This is a genomic window from Actinomycetota bacterium (genome assembly GCA_030019255.1).
Lineage (GTDB): Bacteria > Actinomycetota > Geothermincolia > Geothermincolales > RBG-13-55-18 > Solincola_A.
This window is the reverse complement of sequence record JASEFK010000004.1, coordinates 89569-112369: the sequence shown is the minus strand read 5'-3', so window position 1 is coordinate 112369 and position 22801 is coordinate 89569. Positions and strand designations below refer to the sequence as shown.

Below are 22801 nucleotides of genomic sequence, written 5' to 3'. Positions count from 1 at the left end.
TCTACGGTTTAGGGTTTCCCGCGGGAGTAGTACGGCGGGCCGACCCGAAGTCCACTCGGCCCGTGTCTCCCCCGGCCCGCGGCCGACCGAGGATCTCGAATTACCGAGAAGAAAGGAGGCGAGAGTTGGAACTGCTTCAGCTGCGGAGCTCGCGCTATTACCTCGTCGCGGCCGCCATAGCCGCCGCCTTATCCGCCCTCATTGTCTTCGCCTACCTGCGCGGGGTGACCGCTCGCGTAGCCCAGGCCGGCCGGCTGGTGGAACTGGTGGTGGCGGCCAGGAACCTGCGGGGCGGGGAGGTCCTCGACTCCTCCTCCCTCCAGCTGGTGCCCTTCCCCGACCGTTACCTCCTGCCGGGGACCTACACCGAGCTCTCCCGGGTATCCGGAAGGCGCCTGGCTCGCCCGGTGCGGCAGGGAGAGCCGATCCTCGAAAGTGCCCTCCTCTCCAGCGAAGGCGAGGAGGCATGCGAGTCTATCACACCCGGCTTCCGCGCCTTTCCCCTCCCCCAGGAAGCGACGAACTTCCCCCTTTCCTCCCTTCCCCCGGAGGGACGGGTGGACATCGTCTTCGTGGAGGGGGATTCCGCCCGCCTGGGCCTGGAGAACGTGAAGGTGCTGGGGATGACCGCTACGGAAAACTCCGCCTCCTCCTGGGAATCCTCATCCGGCTCAACCCCTCTGCCCTCCGGCTGCCTTCTCCTCGAGGTCACCCCCGAGGAGGCCTGCCTGTTGGCCACCGCCCTGAAGGAAGGGCGGGTGGAGGTTCTCCTGCGCTCCCGAGAAGATTGAATTTCGAAGGCTGGTGGAAAAACGATATCTTGCCGGATGAGACCAGGTGTTTCCCGTTTAATAACGGTAGGCAAGGCTAACGTCCACGTTTACTATCGCTTTCTGTCTCTCCCCGGCATAAAGCTCCACCACCTCCACCCTTGCGGAGGGGCGGAGGACCGGGAAGACCTTTCCTCCCGGAGGATCGAGGGGTTGAGGCCGGCATCCACGCCGACCCCATTTTTGAGCGTTCAGCGAATTTCCGGAAGGGCGGGAAAAAGCGCAAGGCGCCGGGCAAAGCGCCGTGACCTTGATGAGCGATTTAATTTCCTCGCTCCGCCCGCCGATAAATCAAGGGCGGAAAGGTGAGGGGGCCTTATGGAAGACGGGAAACACCTGCTCCTGGCGGACGACAACAAGCTGGTGGTCAAGGTCACCGGGTCCATACTGGAGAAGGCCGGTTACCGGGTGGACGTGGCCTGGGACGGAATCGAGGCGGCCATGAAGGCCTTCTCCCTTCTCCCCGACCTCATGATCCTGGACATCGAGATGCCCAAGATCAAGGGCTACCAGGTCTGCCGTCTCCTGAAGGAGGATCCCATGACCTCCTGGATGCCCATCATCATGCTCACCGGCAGGGAACACCAGACCGACATGTTCTGGGGATTGAAGACCGGCGCCGACGCCTACATCACCAAGGGATTCAAGCCCGAACATCTCCTCCGCGAGGTGGAGGCGCTGCTGTCGTCCTCGGAAAAGAACCGGGAAGCCCGGGACCTCGCCCGCCGCCGGCGCAAGGAGGTCAGCGAGGATTACGTTATCAACAAGATAACTGATCTCCTGGACCGCAAGCTCTTCGAGACCACCATCCTGAACGACATCGCCTCCCTCGCCGAATCCATGCAGGACTTCACGGAAACGGTATGTTCTATTTTCCAGATACTGGATAAGCTTTTCAACTACCACGCGGGGGCCCTGCTGCTCTTCGAGGAAAGGGAGCTCTACCTCTACCTCAACCGCCCCGTTACCCCGGACATCCTGGAGAACGTGGTCTCCCAGGCATTGGAGACCGCCACCGGGTACGCCTGGCGGCCCGGGGACGAGCAGTCGGTGGGGCGGACGGTCCTCCTCGAGGACAACCTGGTCACCTTGCCCCCGGAAAAACCCGCGGAATTGTCCTACATCCACATCCCCCTCGTCGCCCACCAGGTGCCCATCGGCCTGCTGCTGCTTGCCGGCCCCCCCACGCCCGCCTTCCGGCGCGACGCCCCCAGCATCCTCAACCTGGTGAGCAACCAGCTGGTGATGATCGTGGACAACTCCCGCCTCTACGAGGGGGCCAAGCGCATGGCCATCACCGACGGCCTGACCCGTATCTACAATCACCGCTTTTTCCAGGAGCTCTTCGAGAAGGAGTACAAGAGGTCCCTGCGCTACAACACCGTCTTCTCCCTCATCATGCTGGACATCGATTTTTTCAAGAAGATAAACGACACCTACGGCCACCTCTTCGGCGACGAGATCCTCAAGGAAACCGCTTCCTTGATCAAGGGGTGCCTGCGAAGCATGGACATCCTGGCCCGCTACGGCGGCGAGGAGTTCGCCATTCTCCTCCCGGAGACGGACCTGGATAGCGCGGTGCAAACCGCGGAACGCATTCGCATGGCGGTGGAAAACCACGAGTTCACGGCCCCCGGAGGAAAGCCGGTGCGGGTCACCGTAAGTCAGGGCGTGACCTCTTTCCCCTCCCCGGACGTGCAGGACCGCTCGGACATCGTCGCCAAGGCCGACGCCGCCCTCTACGAGGCCAAGGAATCCGGTCGCAACCTGGTGCGCTACCGGGAATGAGGACGCACAACCTCGCCGGCGCTTGCCTCCACGTTCGTTCTAACTCCTCCGCCTGGCGCATATTGTCCGGCTATGAAATGCACCACCCCGCTGCCGCTTGCCTCCGTGTTCCTACCATCCTCCCCTTTGAAGCTTCAGCCTTTCTCCCTGAGCCGGACATCTTCCCGGCGGCCTCTTCGCGCTTTGTCACCCCTCCCAGCTATCATGCCCCTGGAGGTGAAGGAGATGGATTACGAACTGATCCGCGAACGCCTCGAGGAGGCCTACCGGAGAGCTCCGGACGCGGAGTCCTTCCTGCGGGAGATCCTCTTCCTGTGGTCGGAATACGGGGTGATGGAGGGCGAGTGGTCCTGCACCCTGGCCAAGGCCGGCTGACCCCCTTCCGCCATGCCGCCGCTTACGGGGGCAGTCTTCAGGAATGGAGCAGCAACCTCCACAGGTTTAGGGCGCTGTCCGCGGCCATCTCCGTGCCCACCCCGCGGCCCCCGGCGTCCGCCCCCACCAGGTAGAGCCCTTCCACCGGCGTTATCTGGGAGGGACGGTTCTTCCCCACCTGGTGCCGGTTCTGGGCCAGCCCGATGACCTCTCCCGTCCATCTCCCGGATATCTCCGCGATGTAGCGGGTGTCCGTCCTTATCTTCCAGACGATATGGTCCTCGATGCCCGGGAAGAGGTCCCGCATGGTGTTCTCGATGCGGTCCAGGATCTCCTCGCATATCTCCGCCGCCCGCTTCCTGTCCTCCAGGCCGGGAGGGGCCAGGGACCCGGCCAGGACCAGCTGGCAGCCGGGAGGCGCCAGGGAGGGGTCGGCGGCGGAGGGCACGGGGACGAACACCGCCGCCTGCCTCTCCGCAAGCCCGGGATCCCGGAAGTCGGGGAAATAGCAGAACAGGTGGGGCTTCACCACCGGGGCATCAAGGGCATACTTCACGCTCACCGCCCCGAAAGAAAGGCGCAGGGAGTCCACCCGGGCCAGGTAGTCGTCGGGAAAGTTGTGCCTCCCGGCCAGGGCCACCGTCTCCTTTATTCCGGTGTTGCTGATAACCAGGTCGGCGGGTATGAACCCTCCAGCCTCCACGCCCCGCACCTTACCCGACTCCACCACGATGCGTTCCACGGGGGTGGAGTATCGCACCTCCCCGCCCATGGACTCCAGGGCCTTCAGGTAGGCCACGGGAACGGCGCGCATCCCTCCCACGGGATAACATAGGTTCTTCTCCTTCACCTGGCTGGAAAAGCACAGTATGAACTCCGCCGCCGAGGCGGCCCTCCGGGAGATGCACATGTACATGCCGGTGAAGCCGTCCAGCAAGCGGTTCAACTGCTCGTCGTCCACGAACCGCGCGCAGTAATCGGAGAAGGAAACCTCGTCCAGTTCCTCGAGCTCACGCGGGGAGCGTTCCCTCGCCAGGTCCTCGAAGAGCGCCCGGGCTCCGGGTCGGTTCTCGGAGAGCACTCCGATCTCCTCGAAGAGTCGCTCCAGTACCTCCTGGTCGTCCATGTCCTGGTAAAGGGTGGCCGTCCGCCCCCCCGCGGTGAACTGCATGGCCGGCTCTAGTGACCGGTAGCTTACCTCCGCCCCCACCAGGTCGGCTATCTCCCCCAGAGGGCCCTTGTCGCCCCGCGAGAGCCAATGAACTCCAGTGTCGTAAGTGAACCCCTCGCGCTCAAAGCTGGCCGCTTTTCCTCCCGGAAAGGAGTTCCTCTCCAGGACCAGCACCTGGGCCCCCTCCCTGGCCAGCAGGGCGGAAACCCCCGAGCCGCCTATGCCTGTCCCGATGACCACCACCTTCTTGCCCGCCAACCCGTCGGACATGAAGCACCTCCCGTTTCCATCCGCCTGCGCTCCGCGGGAAGCGCAGGGTTTTAAAAATAGTAGAAACCCAAGATACCTTTGGGACCGTCGGGCGCGAAGCCGCGACGTTTTCTACTCGGCATCCTGGGTTCCTACCTACGTTCCGGGTGCGCAATAATACAAGCGCTTGGATTCGGTTTTTTCCCGAGCTCAGCCGGAACGCTTTCATATTATCATCGCTTTTCCGGCTGTCAATAGGGTGGGGGGTAATTTCCGGTCCCCGAGAGCGAGATTCCATATAATGGCAAATACGACTTTTTGTCAGTAACATCTTACGCCGGTCCCATTCTGCTATCATTACACCTATACCGCCGCGGCGGGGACAGGAGGAGCAAGGGACGACCGCGCCCCGTGCCGGCGCATACCGGGCACGTGGCGAGCCGGCGGAGGTCTTCCTCGTCCGTCAACCCTCGCGGGTGCGCTTGTGGGAGGGTTTCTCGCCGGGCCCGCCCCGCGGCGGTGAACGGCGGGAGGGCACCCACTGAAACGGTGTCCGGTTCACGACGGCGAATGTCGCGAGGGCCTTCCGGTCGGGGACCCCCGCCATCCGAGGATCGGCGAAGCGAGAGAGGAGGTCGGCAAGGTGGACTGGAAGGTGAAGGGCTGTCTTATCCCCCTGGTCACCCCCTTCGACGAGAGAGGCCGGGTGGACGAGCCGGCGCTGCGCAGGCTGGTCAACTACCTCATCGAGGAACAGGAAGCCGATGCCCTCATACCCTGCGGAACCACCGGCGAATCGCCCACCCTGAGCCACCAGGAGCACATGAGGGTCATCGAGATCGTGTACCAGGAAACGGCGGGCCGAGTACCGGTCATCGCCGGCACCGGGAGCAACAGCACGGAGGAGGCTATCCAGATGACCGTGGCCGCGGAAAAGATCGGCGTGGACGGCAGCCTCCAGGTCAGCCCCTATTACAACCGCCCCAGCCAGGAGGGCATCTACCACCATTTCAAGGCCATCGCTGAAAGCACTTCCCTCCCCCTCATCCTCTACAACATCCCCTTCCGGACCGGCCGTAATGTGGAGGTGGATACCGTACTCCGCCTGGCGGAGCTGGAGAACATCGTGGGCATCAAGGAGGCCTCGGGCGACATCCTGCAGGTCAGCTCCATCATCGAGGAGACCCGCAAGGCGGGCATGGATTTCTCCGTCTACTCCGGCGAAGATGCGGTGACCTTCCTGGTCCTCTGCCTGGGCGGGCAGGGATGCATCGCCGCCGTGGGCCACGTCCTGGGGAAGGAATTCGGGCGCATGTGCCGCCTGGTGTGGGAGGGGAAGTGGGAGGAAGCCCGCGAGATACACTACCGAGTGCTCCCGCTGGTGCGCGCCCTCTTCTGCGAGCCCAACCCCACGGCCATCAAGCAAGCCCTCAACTGGATGGGCGTGGAAGTCGGAGGGGTGAGGCTCCCCCTGAGCGGCATGACGGAGAAGGGGAAGGAGATACTGCGCCGGGCCATGGTGGAACTGGGCAAGGCGGCCCCCGAGGCCTGCGTGTGACGTGCGGCGAAGGTGCGTTATACACTGGAGGGGATAGAAGTCGCTGGCTTGGCGGGAGGTGAACACAATGTGCCGCGAAGGCATCGACCTGGTCACCCTGAAGGTGGCCCTCAAGCACAGCTCGGAGCGTCTGCGGCAGGAGGCCGAACACCTGCGCCAGTGGTCGGCGCTGGCCTCCAACACCTCTTTGGTAGATGTTTCCAAACGAATAGCCGATGCCCTCCAGGAGGTGGGCGCCGCCCAGGAGATGCTCGCCGGCTGCGTCAGGGAGCTGGCCGCCCTCCAGGTGGGCGGGACTCCCAGCGGCGGGGGCTTCACCGTCACCCCCCTCTGATCGGGTCCCGGGCCTAACCCCCCGCCAAAGGTGGGAATATGGAGACCTCGTCCTCCGCTTTGAGCTTGGTCCTTTTGCCCTTCAGGTACCCTATGTTCTGCCCGTTGACCAGCACGATGCACCCGCGCAGGTAGCGGATCACCCCGTCGCCGTAACGTTCCCGCAGCTCCTCGAGCACCTGGCCCACGGTGCGAGCCTGGCTCGGGTACTCCTTCTCCCCCGCCGCCTTGCGCAGGGTGGCGTAGAGTTTTACCAGGGGCATCTCCTCATCCCCGCCCTGACGCGCCCTCCTCTCATCCATGGAGGACGTCGGCCACGTCATTGAGGCCCAGCTCCTCCAGCCGCCGCCGGCTGGGCCTCCCTTTTTCGTCGATGTCCCGGAGGCGGTAGTACTCTTCCAGCATCTCGTCGAAGGCCACCGTCCTCCGCCTTATCTCCTCCGGGTCCTTCCTCTCCAGCTTCTTCCCCCGCGTGGAGAACACGGGCAGCTTGTTGAGGGAGGTCAGGATCTTGTCCATGTTGGGGAAGAGGTACTTTTTCATCAGGCTGGCCGTGGTCTCCTTGACCCGTTCCATCCTGAGCTTCCCCATGGGCACCATGGACATGAACTGGGGGAAGACCGCCAGGTGCAGGTTGGAGGTTATCCCCTCCGGATGGGGCTCGAGGATGCGCCGCGGCAGGCGGTCGTCCTCCCGCGTGGCCCCGCAGAGGTTGCCGATGGCCCGCTTGATGTACCATATGCGGTCCCCCACTTTGGCCAGCTCTTCCACCGTATAATTGAAACCGGTGAGCGCGCGAAGCGCCTCCGCCATCTCCGCCAGCGAACCTCCCGCTGCATTCCAGGCGTACTCGCAGATGACCGCCGAGTTGGCGATGACTCCCTTCTTCTGGGAGGCCACCGTCTGGGCCGCCTTCCCCTTGGCCCGGTAGGGCCAGCTCCTCTTCACCCCCAGCTCGTTATGGTTGAGCAGACCGAGGTCCACGTAGAGGTTGGAATCCGCGCAGTGGCAGGCGCCCCGGATGGAGGTGGCGTAAGTGAGGGCCATGCCCCAGAGAGCCCTCGGGTCGTGCATGGGGCACTCCAGCCCCTTGACGTGGATGGCGAACTCCTCCCCACCGAACTTGCGGGACATGGAGCGCACGCCCTCCGCCATCTCGTCCCCGATGCCCTCGCGGAAGGCGATCCTCCGGATGAGCTCGAGCAGGGTGTCCGGCTGGTTCCAACCCAGCTTGAGACCGCCGGTATCGGACTTTTTTATCAGGCCCGCCTCGAAGGCCTCCGTGGCGTAGGCGATGACTCCCCCGCAGGAGATGACGTCCATCCCGTAGCGGTTGCAGAGCTCGTTGGCCTTGTGGTTGGCCTCCATGCTGTCCATCCTCTGGAGGGTCCCCAGGGCGGCCGCCGCCTCGTACTCCGAGCCCGGCCCCTCCTCCATGCGATAAGGCCCTTCCTTTATCTCCACGATGCGCTTGCAGGCGATGGGGCAGGCGAAGCAGGAATGGGTGCGGGTGAGGATGGTCTCCGCCACCGTGGTCCCGCCCAGCTTTTCCGGTCCTTCCGCCCAGTAGGCCTCCCGCCAGTTCTTCGTCGGCACGTCGCCGATGGCCATGCCGTATTCCATGTGCACATTGGACCCGAAGGCATGCAGCCCCTCGGCCACCATGCTGAACTTGAGCGCCTCGGACATCTTCTCCCGTGCCGCCTTGAATCCCGCCTCGTCGGCCACCGGGAACTTCTTGTTGCCGCGGGCCACCACCGCCTTGAGGCGCTTGTATCCCATCACCGCGCCCATGCCGCAGCGCCCCGCTGTGGAGCCACGGTCGTTCATCACGTTGGCGAATTTTACCAGGTTCTCGCCGGCCGGCCCGATGCATATCACCTGGGCGCGCTTGTCCCCCACCTCTTGCTTGAGGAGCTCCTCCGTCTCGTAGGTGTCCTTGCCCCACAGGTGGGAGGCGTCGCGTATCTCGGCACCCTCGTCGGTCACGTAGAGATAAACGGGTTTCTCGGAGGCTCCCAGGACGATGATGCCGTCATAGCCCGTGCGCTTGAGCTGGGGGGAGAAGTGGCCCCCCATGGAGGCCTCTCCCCATATCCCGGTCAGGGGAGAGCGGGCGCAGATCTCCAGCCGGGAGACCCCGGGATAGTTGGTGCCCGAGAGCGGTCCGTTCATGATCATCAGGGGGTTCTCCGGGGAAAGCGGCTCCGCCTCCCAGCCCCGGTGGTCGAAGAACCACTTGGCGGCCAACCCGCTTCCGCCCAGGAAATCCCGGTAATGCTCCTCCGGAATGACCTCCTCCTCGATGGTCCGCTCCGTGAGATCCACCTTAAGGACCTTGCCCCAGTTACCACCCATCATGAGACACTTCCCTCCTTTTTCCTCCTCCGCCGACTTCGGGAGCACCCGCCGTCCCGTCCGCCGGAAGAGCCGGCCTGTTCAAGAGCGACGGGAATCGAAAGCGTCGGTCGTTTTGCCCCTGACTCTTGCGAGAAACCCTGTCCCGCCAAACGGTTAAGGCCATTATAACAGAAGGAAGGCGAACGACCGGGCGAGAAAGCGGCCGTCCGACTTTCCGAGCCCTGCATCCGCGAGTCCGGGCCCCGGCTTTATCCCTTACGACAAAAGCCTCTCCGAACGGGATGCGGGGCAGTACCCGCGGACCGCGCCCGTAGTCGCTCCGGCGGCAACCGCTCGGCCCGTTCCCGGAGGGCTCTACCACATAGCCGGGACCACCGTGCACGGCGCATCAAGGCGCTTATGCGGCAATTGGAGGGAACCGGAAAGTCGAAAAAACAAATGTCTTGATTATTCATCCGAAAAGGTGTATATATGTAAACCTGAAGGTAGCATCACTTATTAACACCTTCCCGCCCCCGGAGGGGGATCAGGGAAGGACGGTGGATAAGGATGTGACCTCATCCGTGCTCTGGTACCCCTACCGGAGCACCTCCCTCCCTGCTGACCCCGGTTTGCCGGAAACCGGGGTCCTCTATTTTGTGGGCCGAACCGCGGGCAGGAGCCTCTTCCATCAAACTTCCCGTCGGGGGGAGACGGCAGCTGCCCCTTCCAAAGACGCGCTAAAGCGCCCTCCCGACAAGGAAAGGGGGAGGCTTAAGAAAGAGAGAGGCGTAATTTCTTTACCCACCAGAAGGCAAGGCTGGCCCTGCCTACGGGCGGGAGCTGGACTCAGCGCGAGAAAATGCGCCGGATGAGCTGGTCCACGGTGGCCCGTATCCTGGGCAGCTGTTCCCGGTCCGACCCCGAGACCAGGATGGCCACCGTCTGCCCCATGCCCACCAGGGCGTAGGCCACCGTCCGCAGGTCCTGGTAGGGAAATATCTCCCCCTCCTGCACCCCCCACTGCAGGTCCTCCTCCAGCCGCTCCGCGAGCCGCTCGTAGACCTCGTGGAGCTGTTCCTGCAGGCGGTGGTTGCCCACCGTCTCCCCGAGCAGCATGTACAGTAGCTCGCTGTTCTCGAGGTAAAGCCCGAGGAGCTCCTCCCCCTTGGCCTCGATGCGGGTTATGAAATCGCTCCTCCCCTTCCCGCGCAGTTTCTCGTCTATCCTCTGCAGAGTCTCGTCGATGAGGTTCTTGATCACCTCGACCAGCAGGTCCTCCTTGCTTTCGAAATAGAGGTAGAAGGTCCCCTTGGCGATCCCCGTGGCCTGCACGATCTCGTCCACCGTGGTGCCGTGGTAGCCCTTGCCGGCGAAGAGGCGCGCCGCGTTGGCGATGATCTTCCTCCTCCGGTCATCCCCCCTCTCGGCCGCCCCCTCCCGGGAGGGCTCCTCGCGCTTACCCTCCAGCACCCCGAATATCCCCGCCATGTCCCGCATACTCATCCCGTAGCGGGAGCGCAGGTGCTCAAGCATCTGCAGACGCTCCAGGTGGGTCTCGTCGAAACGGCCATCCTTCCCCGGCGGGAACACGAGCCCCTCCCGCAGGTAGCGCTCCAGCCGGTTGCGGGTAACGGCGTTTCCCGTCCGGCTCCGGAAGACCCGCAGGAACTCCTCCGCCTCCCAGCCCGGCGCGGACCGCCTTGCGCCTTCCTTCTTCGTCGCCTGGTTTTTCTTTCGCGCCAAAGCCTTCCTCCTTTGCGGCATACATTTCATAGTATCGGAAAAAACTGGACAGTCAGTCATATATTAGGGTCCGCTCCCCGGGCTGTCAACGGGACCCGACACATCGCGGCTTGAGGTCCGAGCGGAGCTCCGGGACCGAGGGTCAAAAAACGGGATATCCCGGTGCTTGCTTCCCCTGCCACGGGTTGTCCGCCTCGTCCCTGGAGGACCACCCGGAATCATCCGGCAGATCGATAATCGAAAACTTGCAAGAGGAAAGCCGGTGTCAATCCAATTCAATACCGCCAAACATGCGGGATAACCGCGTCTTTCCGTCATTTTCCGGTCACCTTGCCAAAGGCCGTACCGGCCCGGATCCCCTCCTTGCCGCCGATTGCTTCTCCCGTCTCCTCCCCGTGCCCAATGGAAGCCCTCAACTGCCGGCGCGTGGAGCGCCAAGGAGCAGATGCATGCAAGATTCACCACTTGGCAGGCAGAGATCCCGTTCAAGGGATACCTGAAGGGGGGTTCATTTTCCGAAAACATGGCTGCCGAGGAAATGTATCATGGGAAAAGGATGGTAGCTTGGGAGATCCTGCCACCTGCGAGGTACCGGGTTTCGCATGAAGCGGGGCGGGAAAGGAAACCCGGAGCGGTACCGGGCACTTCGTTTCCCGGAAAAGCGGGTTTTGCGGGAAGTAGAGCGGGGTAAACTAATAGGGTAGGGTGTCGGCCGGGCTTCGGAGGGAAATAATGGAAGCTCGAGCCCTGGTGGTGGACGACGATCAATTGTTCCTCCGACTGCTGGAGCTCAACCTGGCCAAGATAGGCATCAAGGTGTACACGGCGCCCAGCGGCCGGGAGGCCCTGCGCCTGGCGGCCGCCGAAAAACCGGACATCATCCTGCTGGACATCATGATGCCCGGCATGGACGGCTACGAGGTCCTCCGGCAGCTCAAGGCCTCCGGCGAGACCAGGGACATCCCCATCATCATGCTCACCGCCAAGAGCGGGATGGAGGACCGGGCAAGATGCCGGGAGATGGGCGCGGAGGCCTACATAACCAAGCCCTTCAAGCTCGAGGAGCTGCGCGAGACGGTCAAGAGGCTGATCTTTCCCGGAGGTAAACCGGGCTGCAACGGCTCCTCCCGGCGGTGAAAAACCTCCCGCGCTGCCGTATGTCAGCCGGAGGGGGTCAGAAGCTTCTGGAAGCGGAGCATCTGCAGGGGCTTGCGCGCCACGCCCCTTATCCTGAAACGCCCCCCGCGCACGGCCTCGACGACCTTCCTCCCCTCCTCGGACCGCAGCCACTCGATGAACTGCCTGCCCTTGCCCGCCTTGGCCAGGCTCAGGAGCACTCCCAGCTCGGTCCCCACGTACACGTCGGTGTCCTCCGCCACGCCGTTGCTCACCGTGACGTCGCTTCCCGCGAAACGCATGGTGGCGGCCAGGTCGGGGTTGTTCAGGTCCTGCAGGGCCAAGGAGAGGTTCAGGCCGTCAGCCAGGGCTTTCTTCTGGGGGTCCTTGAGCAGCCCTTTCATGAGCTCGGCCATCATGGTGCTCAGGGGCCCGGGCTGTTCATCGGCCAGGGTCACCCTTCCCGCGCCCGGGATCGGCCTCTCCAAGTAGGCGCGGGCGGCAAGGACCCCCGCTCCCGCACCCAGCAGGAAAGCCACTTTGCTCCCGCGGCGCCTCCTCTCCCTCCTCCGCTCCCGGTGCCTCTCCCGCCCGACGGACTTCCGCCCCATCTCCCGGGCGACTATCTTGCGCAGCCTTCTCCTGGTCAATTCCTCCTCCTTTCCCGACCGGTTTGGATCCTTTCCCTGCGGCCGTGGAGCTTCTGCCCGTCCCATGCGGTCCGTCGGCGAATACCCATTCCGCCACGGTCCCGCCTTTCAGCGGGCCGACTCCCCCAGCCCGAAGCGGATTCAAGGACAAGCAAACCGGGAGAGTCCGCGTCCTTCTCCCGGCTGGTTGCTGGCGGAAGGGGTGGGATTCGAACCCACGGTGCGGTTTTACCCGCACAATCGCTTAGCAGGCGATCACCTTAGGCCAGCTCGGTCACCCTTCCGCGTGTTGCCCCGGCAGTCGCCCACCTGTGTCCATTATAAGCCATGCGCGTACGGGTAGGAACGCCCCCGTTCCGCCCTTCCTGAAGACGGTCCGATAAGGACTCCCACCCGGCGAAGTGGTACGTGAAGTAGAAAGCCGCGCCGTCGAAAAGGGGCTCAAAGCCTGCCCCTGAGAACGTTCAACCCGAAGATCACCAGGCGGAAAAGGTCCACGATCTCCTCGATGACCCTTTCCTGGGGAGGCGGTGAATCGGAATACACCCAGTCGATCATGAGCTCGTTCACCGCCCCCGCCAGGGCCAGCGACCCCAGGGAATAATCCCTTTCCGGAATCATGCCGCGGCGTGCCATTTCCTTTGCCTTCGCCTCTATGATACCGGCGAAGTCGTGGATGAGCCCCCGCCGGTGCCGCTCCATCTCCGGGCTTATACCCACCGCCTCCACCAGGATGACGCGCACCCGGCGCGGGTCGTCCAGGTAAGAGTGCACGAAGGCGGATATCCCCGCCCTTGCCGTCTCCACGGGGTCCGCGAACTCCTTTCCCAGGGCCTCGAGCACCGCACGCCGGGAGTCCTCGATGAGGGTGTCGAGCAGGTCACGGAAGAACTCCTCCTTACCCGGATACAGCTCGTAGAAGTGGCGGGTGGTCACGTGGGATACCTCGCAGAGCCGCTCTATGGGGGTGCGGTGATAGCCCTCGCTGGAGAAAAGTTCCAGTCCGGCCTCCAGCAGCCGGTTCCTGCGGGCTTCCCTCCGCTTCTCCTGCGTGAGCCCGCCGTATATCCTCCCCTTCCCGGACACCGCTTTTCCGGGCGGACGGCCGAGTCGGTCAGCGCCTTTTCCAGCCATACGTGCTTCTCTTTTCTCGACTTTTTCCAATCGCAACCGAAGCGTCGGGATCCTACGGGAACACGACAAATAAGTTACACCATGCCCCCGGCCGGGACAAACCTTGAGGTCGCCCGAAGGACGACACGTTCAGGTGACGGAGGCAACCCCGATCCCGACAGCAAGCGGGAGGACCCGCGGAGCGGCGGGAGGCCCACGTTTCCTGCCCCGATGATCCCGCCGTGGTGGAACGCCTCCGGTACGGTAAAGCGCCGCAAAGACGAACGCCGGCAGGCTCAAGCGGTGGATGCGGAAAGTTCCCCCCTCATCGAACCCGGCGGAAGGTCGTGGGTCGAAAGGGTATTCCGGGGCGGGGCCCGCAAGCCGTGCCCCTTATCGCCGACTGCCGTTGCGCCCACCGAACCCAACGGGGATAATTAATAAGTCACCTGATGTGGGGCCGTGGAAATTGCTCGGCGGCGGGTGGTCCTGGAAGAATTTCGATCCCGGGGCGGGATGGGAAGCGAAAAGGGGGTGTTTCTCGATGCCGGTGGACTCTGCGACCCACTACGACAATATCACCGACGCCTGGAAGGAATTCATGGGGGACAATTTTCACTTCGGCTACTTCGCCGGGCCGGAAACGGAACTCTCCGAGGCCGCCGAGGCCATGATCGAGAGGATGGCCGAGTGGTGCGACATAACCCCGGACACCCGGGTGCTGGACGTGGGTTGCGGTATAGGCACGCCGGCCTTCCGCCTCCACGAGAGGTACGGGTGCTTCGTGGAGGGCATCAGCACCAGCGAACGGTGCGTGCGCTTGGCCCTGGAGGGAGCCCGGGAGCGGGGATACGACAAGGTGCGTTTCCGGGTGGCCAACGGCATGGACAACGGATATCCCGACCGATCATTCGACCTGGTCTGGATAATGGAGGCCGCCCACACCATGTTTGACAAGCGCAGGCTCTTCACCGAGTGCCATCGCGTCCTCCGCGAGGGAGGTACGCTGATCATGTGCGATATCATGCAACGCAAGCTGCTCTCGCCGCACAAGGGGCTGCTTTTCTTTCTGGTCCACCTGGGAAAATATTACAAGCTACTCAAGGCCTGGGGTCCCGCTCAGCTCCCCACCATGGGCACCTACGCCGACCGCCTGGTGGAGGCGGGCTTCGGGGAAGTGGCCATCCTGGACATCACGGACCGGGTACTTCCTACCCCCAGGCTCTGGAGGGAAAATGCCCTTCGCGCCCTGCAGGAGAAACCGGGCGCGTTCCCCGAGGACAAGGTGAAGGATTTCATCGCCGGGTGCGAGATCCTGGACTCCTTTTTCCGGGACGGTCTCTTCGGGTACGGCATCATCAAGGCCGAGAAACCCGCTTGAGAGGGAAGGTGGAAACTTCCTTCCCCAGGCCCCCGCCCCCACGCGCGGCCGGGGGGCGGAGGGAGACGCCGCATCCTTGTCCGGTGCATCAACTCATGCACGGAACCACTGGCATCCTTTCCCTCGCCCACGACCCGGGAACTTTACCCCACCCTCACGGCGGAGGGAAACCCCACCCGGCCACCAACAACGCAACCCCTCGACATGACTCGCCGGATACCATGGCTTCTTTTCTTGCACACCTAGGGAAGGGGCAACCGCTTAATCGAACCGGGGGCTTCCGCCGCACGGTGGAGGCATGTTCGCCATTCCCCTCCGGGATTGGGTTCGGGTCGTCCCAAGCATCATGCCTCACCAGCGGTGGATCAAGGTCATGCTACGAAAGCGCGGGGTCTCTCAGCCATGCGGGAAGGAACCCCATTCCCGGGCGATGGTCTGCACGGCGATGCGGTTGCTTGGCCCGTCCCCCCGGGCCACGTTGACTCCCACGTTTCCCCCCACCGCCTCAGCGATGGCCGCCACGTCGGCGTGGGTGAACCCCGGGCAGAGGAGAATGGAGTGTATGCCCTCCTCCTCCACCATCTTGCGGCTCTGCTCCAGGGCCTGTTCCTGATTGCTCACCACTACCACGATCAGGCGGTACTTCCCGGTGTCTATCACGCAGCGGTGCTTCTCCGGATCCGCGTCCGGAGCGTGAGCGATGAATCCGGCCACGAAAGCCATCCTTCCACCTCCTTCCATCCGAGGGACCGGCGCCGTCCCCTCATGCCGCCCATTCGGAGAAGATGCGCACCGCCTCCACGGCGTCGCGTCCCAGGGCATCCACCCCGTAGCGCTCCACCATCTCCGGGGTGGTGCAGGCGCCTCCGATGGCCACCTTCACGCCGTCCCGCAGGCCTGCACGCCGCAGCGCCTCCACCACCTCGCCTATGGAGCCGGTCATGGTGGTCAGCAGCACGGAGAGGCCCACGGCGAAGGCCGACTCCGACCTCGCCGCCTCCACCACCCTCTCCGCCGGGACGTCCACGCCCAGGTCGACCACCCGGAAACCGGCGCTTTTGAGCATGGTTCCTACCAGGTTCTTCCCGATGTCGTGGATGTCACCTTTCACGGTGCACAGGACCACCGTTCCCTTCTTTCCAGTATCCCCCACCTCCAGGTGGGGCTCCAGCATCTTCAGGCCCTCCTTCATCTCCTCCCCGGCCAGGACCAGGTCGGCCAGGTAGTATTCGCCGGCCTCGAAGCGCCTCCCGACCTCCACCATGCCCTCGCTCATGGCCCTCAGGATATCCCCGGCCTTCTCGCCCGCTCGCAGCGCCTCCTCAACCATGGCGGCGATATCCGCGTCCGGGTCCAGTTCTGCCAGGGCTCTGGAAACTCCTTCCAGGTGCTCTCCCATGCGCGCCTCCTTCCGATGTTTTCCTCTCCGGGGTTATTCCGGCTCCCGCCAAGCTACCTCCGGCCTCCCGGGTCCAAGCCAGGCGCCCACCACGTACAACCATTTTATTACACCCGTCCCGAAACTGGACCAAAAGACGCTCATGCCTCCCTTTCCACGACGAAAACACAATCGGGCCCCCCGGTGGCCGCGCAACGCGTTTCGCGTGCTCCGTATCTCTCCCCCGCGATAAAGCTCACGAAGGCGGCCAGGGACCCCGCCATGGCGTAGCAAACCGGCTCCGCGGAAGGCCGTATCCATTCCGACTCCACAGATCCGTGCACCGTCACCCTGGTCGGAACGGGAGTGGAATCGAATTCAGGGCTTCCCCATCCCGATTCGCTGAAGAGCAACCTGAGCAGCATGGATTCAAGCTCTCCGTACAGGCGCGCCAGGGAGGGATCGCTTTCCAGGAGCGCCGGATCAACGGGCTCGCGAAAAAGGGGGGCACAGAAAGCCGGGAAAATTTCATCGAGATCCAGGTTCTTCAATTGCTCCTCCATGACCCGGAAATGCATGTCGTACATAATCCTCTGCGCTTCTTCCTTCCCCAGCAGCTCCTTTAGGTTCCGGTAGACCACCTCCAGGAACTCCGATCCCACGATCTGCCTGTCGACGCCGGCGAAGCCTATCTCTCCCCTACCCGTATCCACCCGGGATGATTCCAGTATTCTCCCGCCCATGAAGATTTTCGTGGAAATGGGCAGGGCTCTCTTCAGCGCCGGGATTCCGTACGCCAGGTTAAACACCGCGCGGCACAACAAGGGATGATTTCTCGCGAACTCGATGAAACCAAGGTATTTAAGCGCTTTTTCACGTGAGATGCCCGCTTTCATTTCCGCCTCCTTCGCACCTTACGATCCCGCTTGCCCGCAGCCACATCTGCATCAGGGCGTGCTCTCCTCGCTCAGCTCGAAGACGCAACGCGGAGCTCCCATGGCGGCGCATTGAACCTCCCTGGCACGGAAGTTCCTTCCAAGCATGTAACTAATGGCGCCCTCCATCATGCCGCAACTCGCGGCGCAAACCGGCCTGTCGGAACGTCCCGCGAGCCTGGCAGAAAGGGAGTTGGTGATGGTGATCCGGATGGGATCCGCCGCGAGATCCACCTCGATACGGCCGTAGCCGCCCTCGTCATGTATAAAGCGGTTGGTGAGGTGCAACCCCTTGGTCACCAGGCGGAGCAGGTGGGGATCCGACCTTATGGCCTCCAGGGCGGAGGAATCACCCATGAAGGAGAGAAACCGCCTCGGGAACCAGCGGCCCTCCGTGCCGAATTTCACCTCCATGTATACCGACTCCCGGGCGATTCTCCTGATGACCTCCTCCGCCTTTTCCTCTCCGACCTTCTGCACCAGGGTCTCCCGCATGATGGTGGTCATGCATGACGGGTAGAAGGTCTCCTTGACACCTCCGAAATCGACCACCCCGTTGGAGGCATCGATGACGTGGCAGTCGAAGGCGGAGGCCCCCATGAATCCCCTTATTCCCACCCAGAGGTATCTCCGAAGCAAGGGCGCATTGGCGATGGGCCGAAGAAGGCTTCTCACCAGGCGGGGATGCCGGTCCAGGAAATCCGTCAACTTGAGAGCCATCTTTACCTGGTACGGGGAAAGCTTGCCTATCATGACCTCTCCTTCCCTCCATCCGTACGGGTCGTCGATCCCTTTCGTAATTCACCCGCTTCACCGCGTCTCCGTCCCGCCGGGAACGTCCTCCACCGCGTCTCCTCGGCGATCTTTTCCCGGCGACAGGCCTCCCGCGAATCCCGTCACCCCCTTCTTCGGGCTCGCCCGGAAACAGGAGTATGCAAGGGTGAAAGGGGTTCGCGCCTCCCTTGAAGCCTCTCACACCCATTTCAGGACCACGGCGAAAACGATAAACGCCGGTATCAGCACGGCGTAGATGACACCTACCGCCTTGCACCTGTCCCTGAAGGAAATACCGGAATCCTGGAAACGGATGAGTCCATACCAGGCAAGGGTGTAGAACACCAATATCTGCGGCAGCGCATACGGCCACTTGAACCACCACCATTGCCAGACTAGGAGTCCCGCCCGGTTGAGCAGCGCCTCGGTACACATGCTCAGGAAACCGAAGGTCGCGGCGAAGAGGGGGCGGTTGGGGATACCCAAGATCTTCAATTCGCGATCTTCCGGCAACACCCTGGCGGCGGCCGCCCAGATAATGGAGAAGCACAGGATTATCTCGATGTTGATGCCCACGAAGATCAGGTAAGAGGATTCGCCCGCCGCCATCCACAGCGCCGCCCTCCCCGTCCAGTGCAGGATGAGCGCGTTGAGCATCTCCAGCAGCAGGCCGCATCCCGCGAAGGCGAGGCAGGTGAACAAGGTGTTGTAATTCTTCTCCTGGATCTCCCGGGCATAAACGTAGAGCAGGACGGCGACCAGGGGCAGGATGGACCACTGTAAATTGGAGATGTTTCTCACTTGCTCCAGGGCCTGTTCGGCTTCCCGGGTATAAGGGATTATATTAGGAACGAACATGTGGACCTCCTTTCCGTAGATGCCCCCTCGCGACGGCCATTACCACCGCGGCGTACTCGACTTGCGTGTCCGCACCTAAGAGCTTCTCTGTAGACGTCCGCTCACGATGGCCATGATGGTAAACCCAAGGCCTGACGTTTCCATGCCTGAAGCCAGAATTCCCCTATAATCACATGCGGCACACGATCCTCGCCCGCAGGGCGGCACCACCCCGAGCCGGGGCCTAAAGCCCTTCGAATTCCGTGCGGGCTATGATGTCGTCCTGCAGCGCCCGGGGAAGCTCCACGAAGCGGGCGGAGTACCCCGAAACCTTGACCGTGAGGTCCGGGTATTTCTCGGGGTGCACCTGGGCGTCCCGCAGGGTGGCCGCGTCCACCGGGTTCAGCTGCACATGCCTGCCTTTCATCGCGAAGTAGGCTTCGACCAGGGAAGCTAGTTTCTCCACGTTCTCGCCGGTCCTCAGGGCGAGGGGGTTGACCCGGACGTTGAGGGCCGTGCCGTCGCTGTAATTAGCGTCTCCCGCCACCGCCGCCGACTTGAGGACCGCCGTGAGCCCGGTCCTCTCCATCCCGTTGGTCGGGGACATGCTGTTGGAGACCGGCTCCAGGGCCCGCCGCCCGTCCGGGGTGGCCACGCAGAAATAACCCTCCACCAGCTGGGTGGCGGAGGAGACACAGCTGCATCGGTAGGGATCCCCGCGGAAACTGCGGTATTTCTTCGCCTCCTCGGTGAATACGCGGGATATCCATGCCGCTATCTCATCGGCCCGGGGGTCATCGTTCCCGTACTTGGGCGCCTTGCGCAACAGGGTCTGCCGCAGGGACTCGTGGCCCCGGAAGTCATTGTCCAGGGCCCGGAGCAGCTCGTCCATGGTTACTATCTTCTCGTCAAAAACGGCCCACTTGACGGCGGCCAGGGAATCGGCCGCCGTTCCCAGTCCCTGGATGTTTATGCAACCGTGGTTGTAACGGGCTCCCCCGCAGGTGGCGTCCATCCCCGACTCCAGGCATCCCTCGATGGTTGAGGAGAGGAGGGGATTGGGGAAGGAGTCAGCGAACACACGGTCGGAGGACTCCTTCATGCGTGCCGCCTTCTCCATCACGAAGGACAGCTGCCTCGCGAAGGCCTCCTTCACCTCCTCGAAGGACCGAAAGCTGCGCGGGTCCGGCGTCGGAACGCCTATGCGGCGTGACCCGGTCACCTTCCTCCTCCCGCCGTTCAGGGCCATCTCCACTACCCCGGCCAGCCAGAACCCGTTAAGGGCGGTGGGGGAATAGCTGTCCCCCGTGCCGTGAGGCTCCACGCATCCCACGATGCTGTAGTTCCGGGCATCCTCCAGGGCGTAGCCGTCGGCCACCAGGTCCCGGATGATAACCTCGTCGTTGAGGAGGGATATCCCGGCGGTGCGACGGTTCACGGCGCAGGCCCGCACCAGGAAGTCCCTGGGGGTATGGCGGGATATCCTCACCGAGAGGCCGTTGCCCACTCCTCCCAGGTTCTCGAAGGCCTCCAGGAACAGGTAGGAAAGCTCATTGGTGGCGTCCCGGCCTTCCCTGTCCAGTCCACCAATGGTCACGTTGTTGGGGCCAAAGAACCTGTTGCGCGATATCTTTATAAGGTACTCCTCCAGGGCCTCCAGAGCCTGCTCCCTGGTTATCCTCCCCGTCTCCAGGTCCCGGCGGTAATAGGGGTAGAGATACTGGTCCACCCTTCCTGCGGAGAAAACGTTGTCGAAACCGTAGCTGATGATTAGGGCCACGTGGGTCAGGTACAGGCTTTGCAGGGCCTCCATGAAATCCCGCGGCGGTTTCATGGGAACCCGGTGGCATCTCTCCGCTATTTTCAGGAGATCCTCTCGCCTGGCAGCATCCTCCTCGCCCTCCGCCAGGCGTTCGGCGAGGTCAGCGTAGCGCCCGGCAAACTCTCCCATGGCCTCCGCGGCCACCACCACCGACTCCAGGAAGTCGCGCCGGCGATGGTGATCCGGGTCCGCCTCGTCCAGGCGCGAGAGACCTTCCCGGGCCCTCTTGGCGATGCCCTCGAAGCCAAGCTCCAGGACGCGGTGGAAGCCGGGAATCAGGTGACCCTGCATGGCGCCGCTGAACCACAGGAAATAGGGAAACCACTCGTTCATGAAGGCCAGGATGCGCGCGGGCAAGCGCACCGCCCCCCGGAAGGTAGACATCCCCAGGGCGGTGCGCGCCTCCCCCCAGGCGGCTTTGAGGCGCCGCACCCTCTCCCGGAACGCCGGGCGGGACCTGCGTGCTTCCTCTCTTTGCGTTCCCACCCCTCCCTCCATGTCTCCCCGGGCCACGGAAGCGATGCCCTTAAGTTTCTGCCAACCCCCGAAGGCACGGTAAGCCCGAAGCATGTCCAGGGGGTTCTTCAGGGGCAGCGCCAGAGGACGGTAGAGACCCTCGTTCCTCCAGGCCTCCATCTTCCTCTCCTGGGCCGTCCTCTTCCTCCAGAAGGGTAGGATGTCCCTGTCCAGCTCCTCCCTGCATCCCTCCAGGGCGCGGATGAACTCCCTCTGAGTGGGGGGATTCATGGCGATGTACAGTGGTAGGAGGGATATGGCGTTGGCTGCGCCCTCGAAGTTGTACCTCTCGATGGGGATGATATCGGTCATCAGGCTGGCGCCCTTGGTGCCCACCAGGAGGTCGTGTTCCCCGATGGTCACGTCAACGGTGCGCAGGGTCTCGCGCAGGGCCAGGGCGGCGCGGAGGCAGGGATTCCTTTCCCCTTCCTCCCCCATTTCCTTCCAAACCCTGGTGTAGGCACGGATGCGTGCCAGGTCGATATGCAGAGGACTGGCCAGCGCCTCCTCCTTGAGACGCCTTATCCTCTCGGAAAGCACAGCGGGGTGGCTTTCCAACCACAGGGAACCCATGGACGCAACCCCCTTTCCTTCTTCGAGCCCGGCTTACCGGTCCGACTTCACCGTCGGTGGGCGGCATGTCTTCACTTGCCCGCATACGCCTGGGTCGACGAGCGCCGTTCCCGGGATTCCCGTTAATTACACGATTTTCGACCTCGGGCCCGGGTTCACGGGTCATTTTTTTCCGCCCGAACCCACGGTGCGTCTACGCGCCCTGGTCGTCCAGGATGCGCCGCCCCAGGAACGGTCAAATCTAACCCACCGCCCAGCGGAACATTTATCGAATACATTCGCCGAATACATTCTGCATTATGATAAAGGCAGACAGTGTTGTCAATGATTCACCCCCGGAGGAGATAACGCCGCGAAGGTCGGGGGGTGGAGAAGGAGGCCGGGACGTGGAAAGAGCCAATCGGAGGAAGAAACAGGCGGAAGAATCGCGTCGCAGGATCCTGGAGACGGCCGTCCGCCTCTTCGACGAGCGGGGTTACGACAAGGTGACCATCGCCGATATCTGCCGCGAGGCGGGTTTTTCGGTGGGCGCCTTCTACCACTATTTCCGGTCCAAGGACCAGATCCTCCTGGAGAGGTACCTCCCCTTCGCCAGGCAAGTGGACTCATTCTACCAGGCCCTCAACCACCGGGCCCGGGAGGAGGGTCGCAGCGCCCTGGAAAGGCTGTCCCGCTACGCCGACCTCTTTTTCAAGTACATCGAGGAGGCGGGCCCTGAGGCGCTGAAGACGGCCTTCGCCACCCAGATCGAGCCCGGCTTCAAGTACTCCCTGGCCACCGCGGACATGTTCCGGCCCCACCAGGAACTGGAAAGGATGATCGCCGAGGGCCAGGAGGCGGGAGAGATAAGGACGGACCTGGGCGCGGAGGAGCTGGCCCGCGTTCTCTACCGCGGCATGGTGGGCACCCTCTTCGCCTGGTGCCTGGTGGACGGCTCCTACTCCCTGCGGGAAGCGGGACGGCAATGCATCCGCCTGGCCATGGAAGGGATGGCGGGCGGGCCGGGGAAGGCGAGGGACGGCAGGAAGGCCCGGCGCATAAGGTCTTCGAGGGATTGAAACCTCGCCCGCAAGGCGTGAATCGACCAAGGGAGGAACATGCCCGTCCCGCTTCGACCCGCTTCACGAAGCCTTCCCCGCGGAAGGGGAAAGTTCCCTCATTTCCACCACGCGATCGGCCACCACCCTGAGAAGGGAGGCATCGTGGCTTATGGCCAGCACTCCGAGGCCGCTCTCCTTCACCTTCCCCAGTATGACCTTCCATATCTGGGCCTGCGTGACGGCGTCCAGCATGGTGGTTATCTCGTCGGCGATGAG

Annotated in this window: 21 protein-coding genes and 1 tRNA gene; 8 read left to right on the top strand and 14 right to left on the bottom strand. The window is 63.3% G+C overall.

Annotation, left to right across the window (positions count from 1 at the left end; genetic code table 11):
• Positions 1-125: 125 nt before the first annotated feature.
• From cpaB to QME84_04755, 3 genes are all read left to right on the top strand, one after another.
• Positions 126-791 carry a Flp pilus assembly protein CpaB gene (gene cpaB / locus QME84_04765; GenBank protein MDI6873576.1) on the top strand — a complete coding sequence of 222 codons (666 nt, stop codon included), beginning with the start codon at positions 126-128 and terminating at the stop codon, positions 789-791.
• Positions 792-1148: 357 nt separating this feature from the next.
• Complete coding sequence (locus QME84_04760) at positions 1149-2618, top strand: diguanylate cyclase (protein MDI6873575.1); 1470 nt, start codon at positions 1149-1151, stop codon at positions 2616-2618.
• Between the two features lie 225 nt (positions 2619-2843).
• Complete coding sequence (locus tag QME84_04755; GenBank protein MDI6873574.1) at positions 2844-2993, top strand: hypothetical protein; 150 nt, start codon at positions 2844-2846, stop codon at positions 2991-2993.
• A 37-nt stretch (positions 2994-3030) separates the two neighbouring features.
• On the opposite strand, the gene QME84_04750 is transcribed toward QME84_04755, so the two are convergent.
• The gene (locus QME84_04750) at positions 3031-4434 is read right to left on the bottom strand and encodes an NAD(P)/FAD-dependent oxidoreductase (protein MDI6873573.1); all 1404 of its coding nucleotides are present in this window, start codon (positions 4432-4434) and stop codon (positions 3031-3033) included.
• Between the two features lie 622 nt (positions 4435-5056).
• Here QME84_04750 and dapA point away from each other — a divergent pair.
• On the top strand, positions 5057-5971 hold the full coding sequence (gene dapA / locus QME84_04745; protein ID MDI6873572.1) for a 4-hydroxy-tetrahydrodipicolinate synthase: 915 nt from the start codon (positions 5057-5059) through the stop codon (positions 5969-5971).
• 67 nt (positions 5972-6038) lie between these two features.
• Positions 6039-6305, top strand: a complete 267-nt coding sequence (locus QME84_04740) for a hypothetical protein (protein MDI6873571.1) — start codon at positions 6039-6041, stop codon at positions 6303-6305.
• 13 nt (positions 6306-6318) lie between these two features.
• Here QME84_04740 and QME84_04735 read toward each other — a convergent pair whose 3' ends face one another.
• From QME84_04735 to QME84_04725, 3 genes are all read right to left on the bottom strand, one after another.
• Positions 6319-6606 carry a MoaD family protein gene (locus tag QME84_04735; GenBank protein MDI6873570.1) on the bottom strand — a complete coding sequence of 96 codons (288 nt, stop codon included), beginning with the start codon at positions 6604-6606 and terminating at the stop codon, positions 6319-6321.
• A complete protein-coding gene (locus QME84_04730; GenBank protein MDI6873569.1) occupies positions 6599-8662 on the bottom strand; it encodes an aldehyde ferredoxin oxidoreductase family protein in 2064 nt (687 codons plus the stop codon). Before QME84_04730 ends, QME84_04735 begins: the two co-directional genes overlap by 8 nt.
• An 831-nt stretch (positions 8663-9493) precedes the next feature.
• Positions 9494-10390, bottom strand: coding sequence for a TetR family transcriptional regulator (locus QME84_04725; protein MDI6873568.1), 897 nt, complete (start codon positions 10388-10390; stop codon positions 9494-9496).
• A 732-nt stretch (positions 10391-11122) separates the two neighbouring features.
• Here QME84_04725 and QME84_04720 point away from each other — a divergent pair.
• Entirely contained in the window at positions 11123-11527 is a 405-nt protein-coding gene (locus QME84_04720; GenBank protein ID MDI6873567.1) for a response regulator, read from the top strand.
• Between the two features lie 23 nt (positions 11528-11550).
• Here QME84_04720 and QME84_04715 read toward each other — a convergent pair whose 3' ends face one another.
• From QME84_04715 to QME84_04705, 3 genes are all read right to left on the bottom strand, one after another.
• Positions 11551-12156 carry a hypothetical protein gene (locus tag QME84_04715; GenBank protein MDI6873566.1) on the bottom strand — a complete coding sequence of 202 codons (606 nt, stop codon included), beginning with the start codon at positions 12154-12156 and terminating at the stop codon, positions 11551-11553.
• 191 nt (positions 12157-12347) lie between these two features.
• Positions 12348-12440 (bottom strand) — tRNA-Ser (locus QME84_04710).
• Between the two features lie 157 nt (positions 12441-12597).
• Positions 12598-13290 carry a TetR/AcrR family transcriptional regulator gene (locus tag QME84_04705; protein ID MDI6873565.1) on the bottom strand — a complete coding sequence of 231 codons (693 nt, stop codon included), beginning with the start codon at positions 13288-13290 and terminating at the stop codon, positions 12598-12600.
• A gap of 523 nt (positions 13291-13813) precedes the next feature.
• On the opposite strand from QME84_04705, the gene QME84_04700 reads away from it, so the two are divergent.
• A complete protein-coding gene (locus QME84_04700; GenBank protein ID MDI6873564.1) occupies positions 13814-14650 on the top strand; it encodes a methyltransferase domain-containing protein in 837 nt (278 codons plus the stop codon).
• 396 nt (positions 14651-15046) lie between these two features.
• Here QME84_04700 and QME84_04695 read toward each other — a convergent pair whose 3' ends face one another.
• The 6 genes from QME84_04695 to QME84_04670 all read right to left on the bottom strand — a co-directional run bounded on the left by QME84_04695 (position 15047) and on the right by QME84_04670 (position 21485).
• Positions 15047-15373: a DUF6506 family protein gene (locus QME84_04695; GenBank protein ID MDI6873563.1), complete on the bottom strand. Its 327-nt coding sequence runs from the start codon at positions 15371-15373 to the stop codon at positions 15047-15049.
• A gap of 40 nt (positions 15374-15413) precedes the next feature.
• Positions 15414-16049: a cobalamin-dependent protein gene (locus QME84_04690; GenBank protein ID MDI6873562.1), complete on the bottom strand. Its 636-nt coding sequence runs from the start codon at positions 16047-16049 to the stop codon at positions 15414-15416.
• A gap of 140 nt (positions 16050-16189) precedes the next feature.
• Entirely contained in the window at positions 16190-16771 is a 582-nt protein-coding gene (locus tag QME84_04685) for a hypothetical protein (protein ID MDI6873561.1), read from the bottom strand.
• Positions 16772-16975: 204 nt separating this feature from the next.
• Positions 16976-17716, bottom strand: a complete 741-nt coding sequence (locus QME84_04680) for a 4-vinyl reductase (protein MDI6873560.1) — start codon at positions 17714-17716, stop codon at positions 16976-16978.
• A 219-nt stretch (positions 17717-17935) separates the two neighbouring features.
• The gene (locus tag QME84_04675; protein MDI6873559.1) at positions 17936-18595 is read right to left on the bottom strand and encodes a hypothetical protein; all 660 of its coding nucleotides are present in this window, start codon (positions 18593-18595) and stop codon (positions 17936-17938) included.
• 223 nt (positions 18596-18818) lie between these two features.
• Positions 18819-21485 (bottom strand): pyruvate formate lyase family protein, encoded by a 2667-nt coding sequence (locus tag QME84_04670; protein MDI6873558.1) that lies wholly within the window; start codon positions 21483-21485, stop codon positions 18819-18821.
• A 386-nt stretch (positions 21486-21871) separates the two neighbouring features.
• Here QME84_04670 and QME84_04665 point away from each other — a divergent pair, with 386 nt between their 5' ends.
• Entirely contained in the window at positions 21872-22543 is a 672-nt protein-coding gene (locus tag QME84_04665) for a helix-turn-helix domain-containing protein (GenBank protein MDI6873557.1), read from the top strand.
• 63 nt (positions 22544-22606) lie between these two features.
• Here the strand turns inward: QME84_04665 and QME84_04660 are convergent.
• The coding region (locus tag QME84_04660) for an ABC transporter ATP-binding protein (protein MDI6873556.1) at positions 22607-22801 on the bottom strand (195 nt) is incomplete at its 5' end.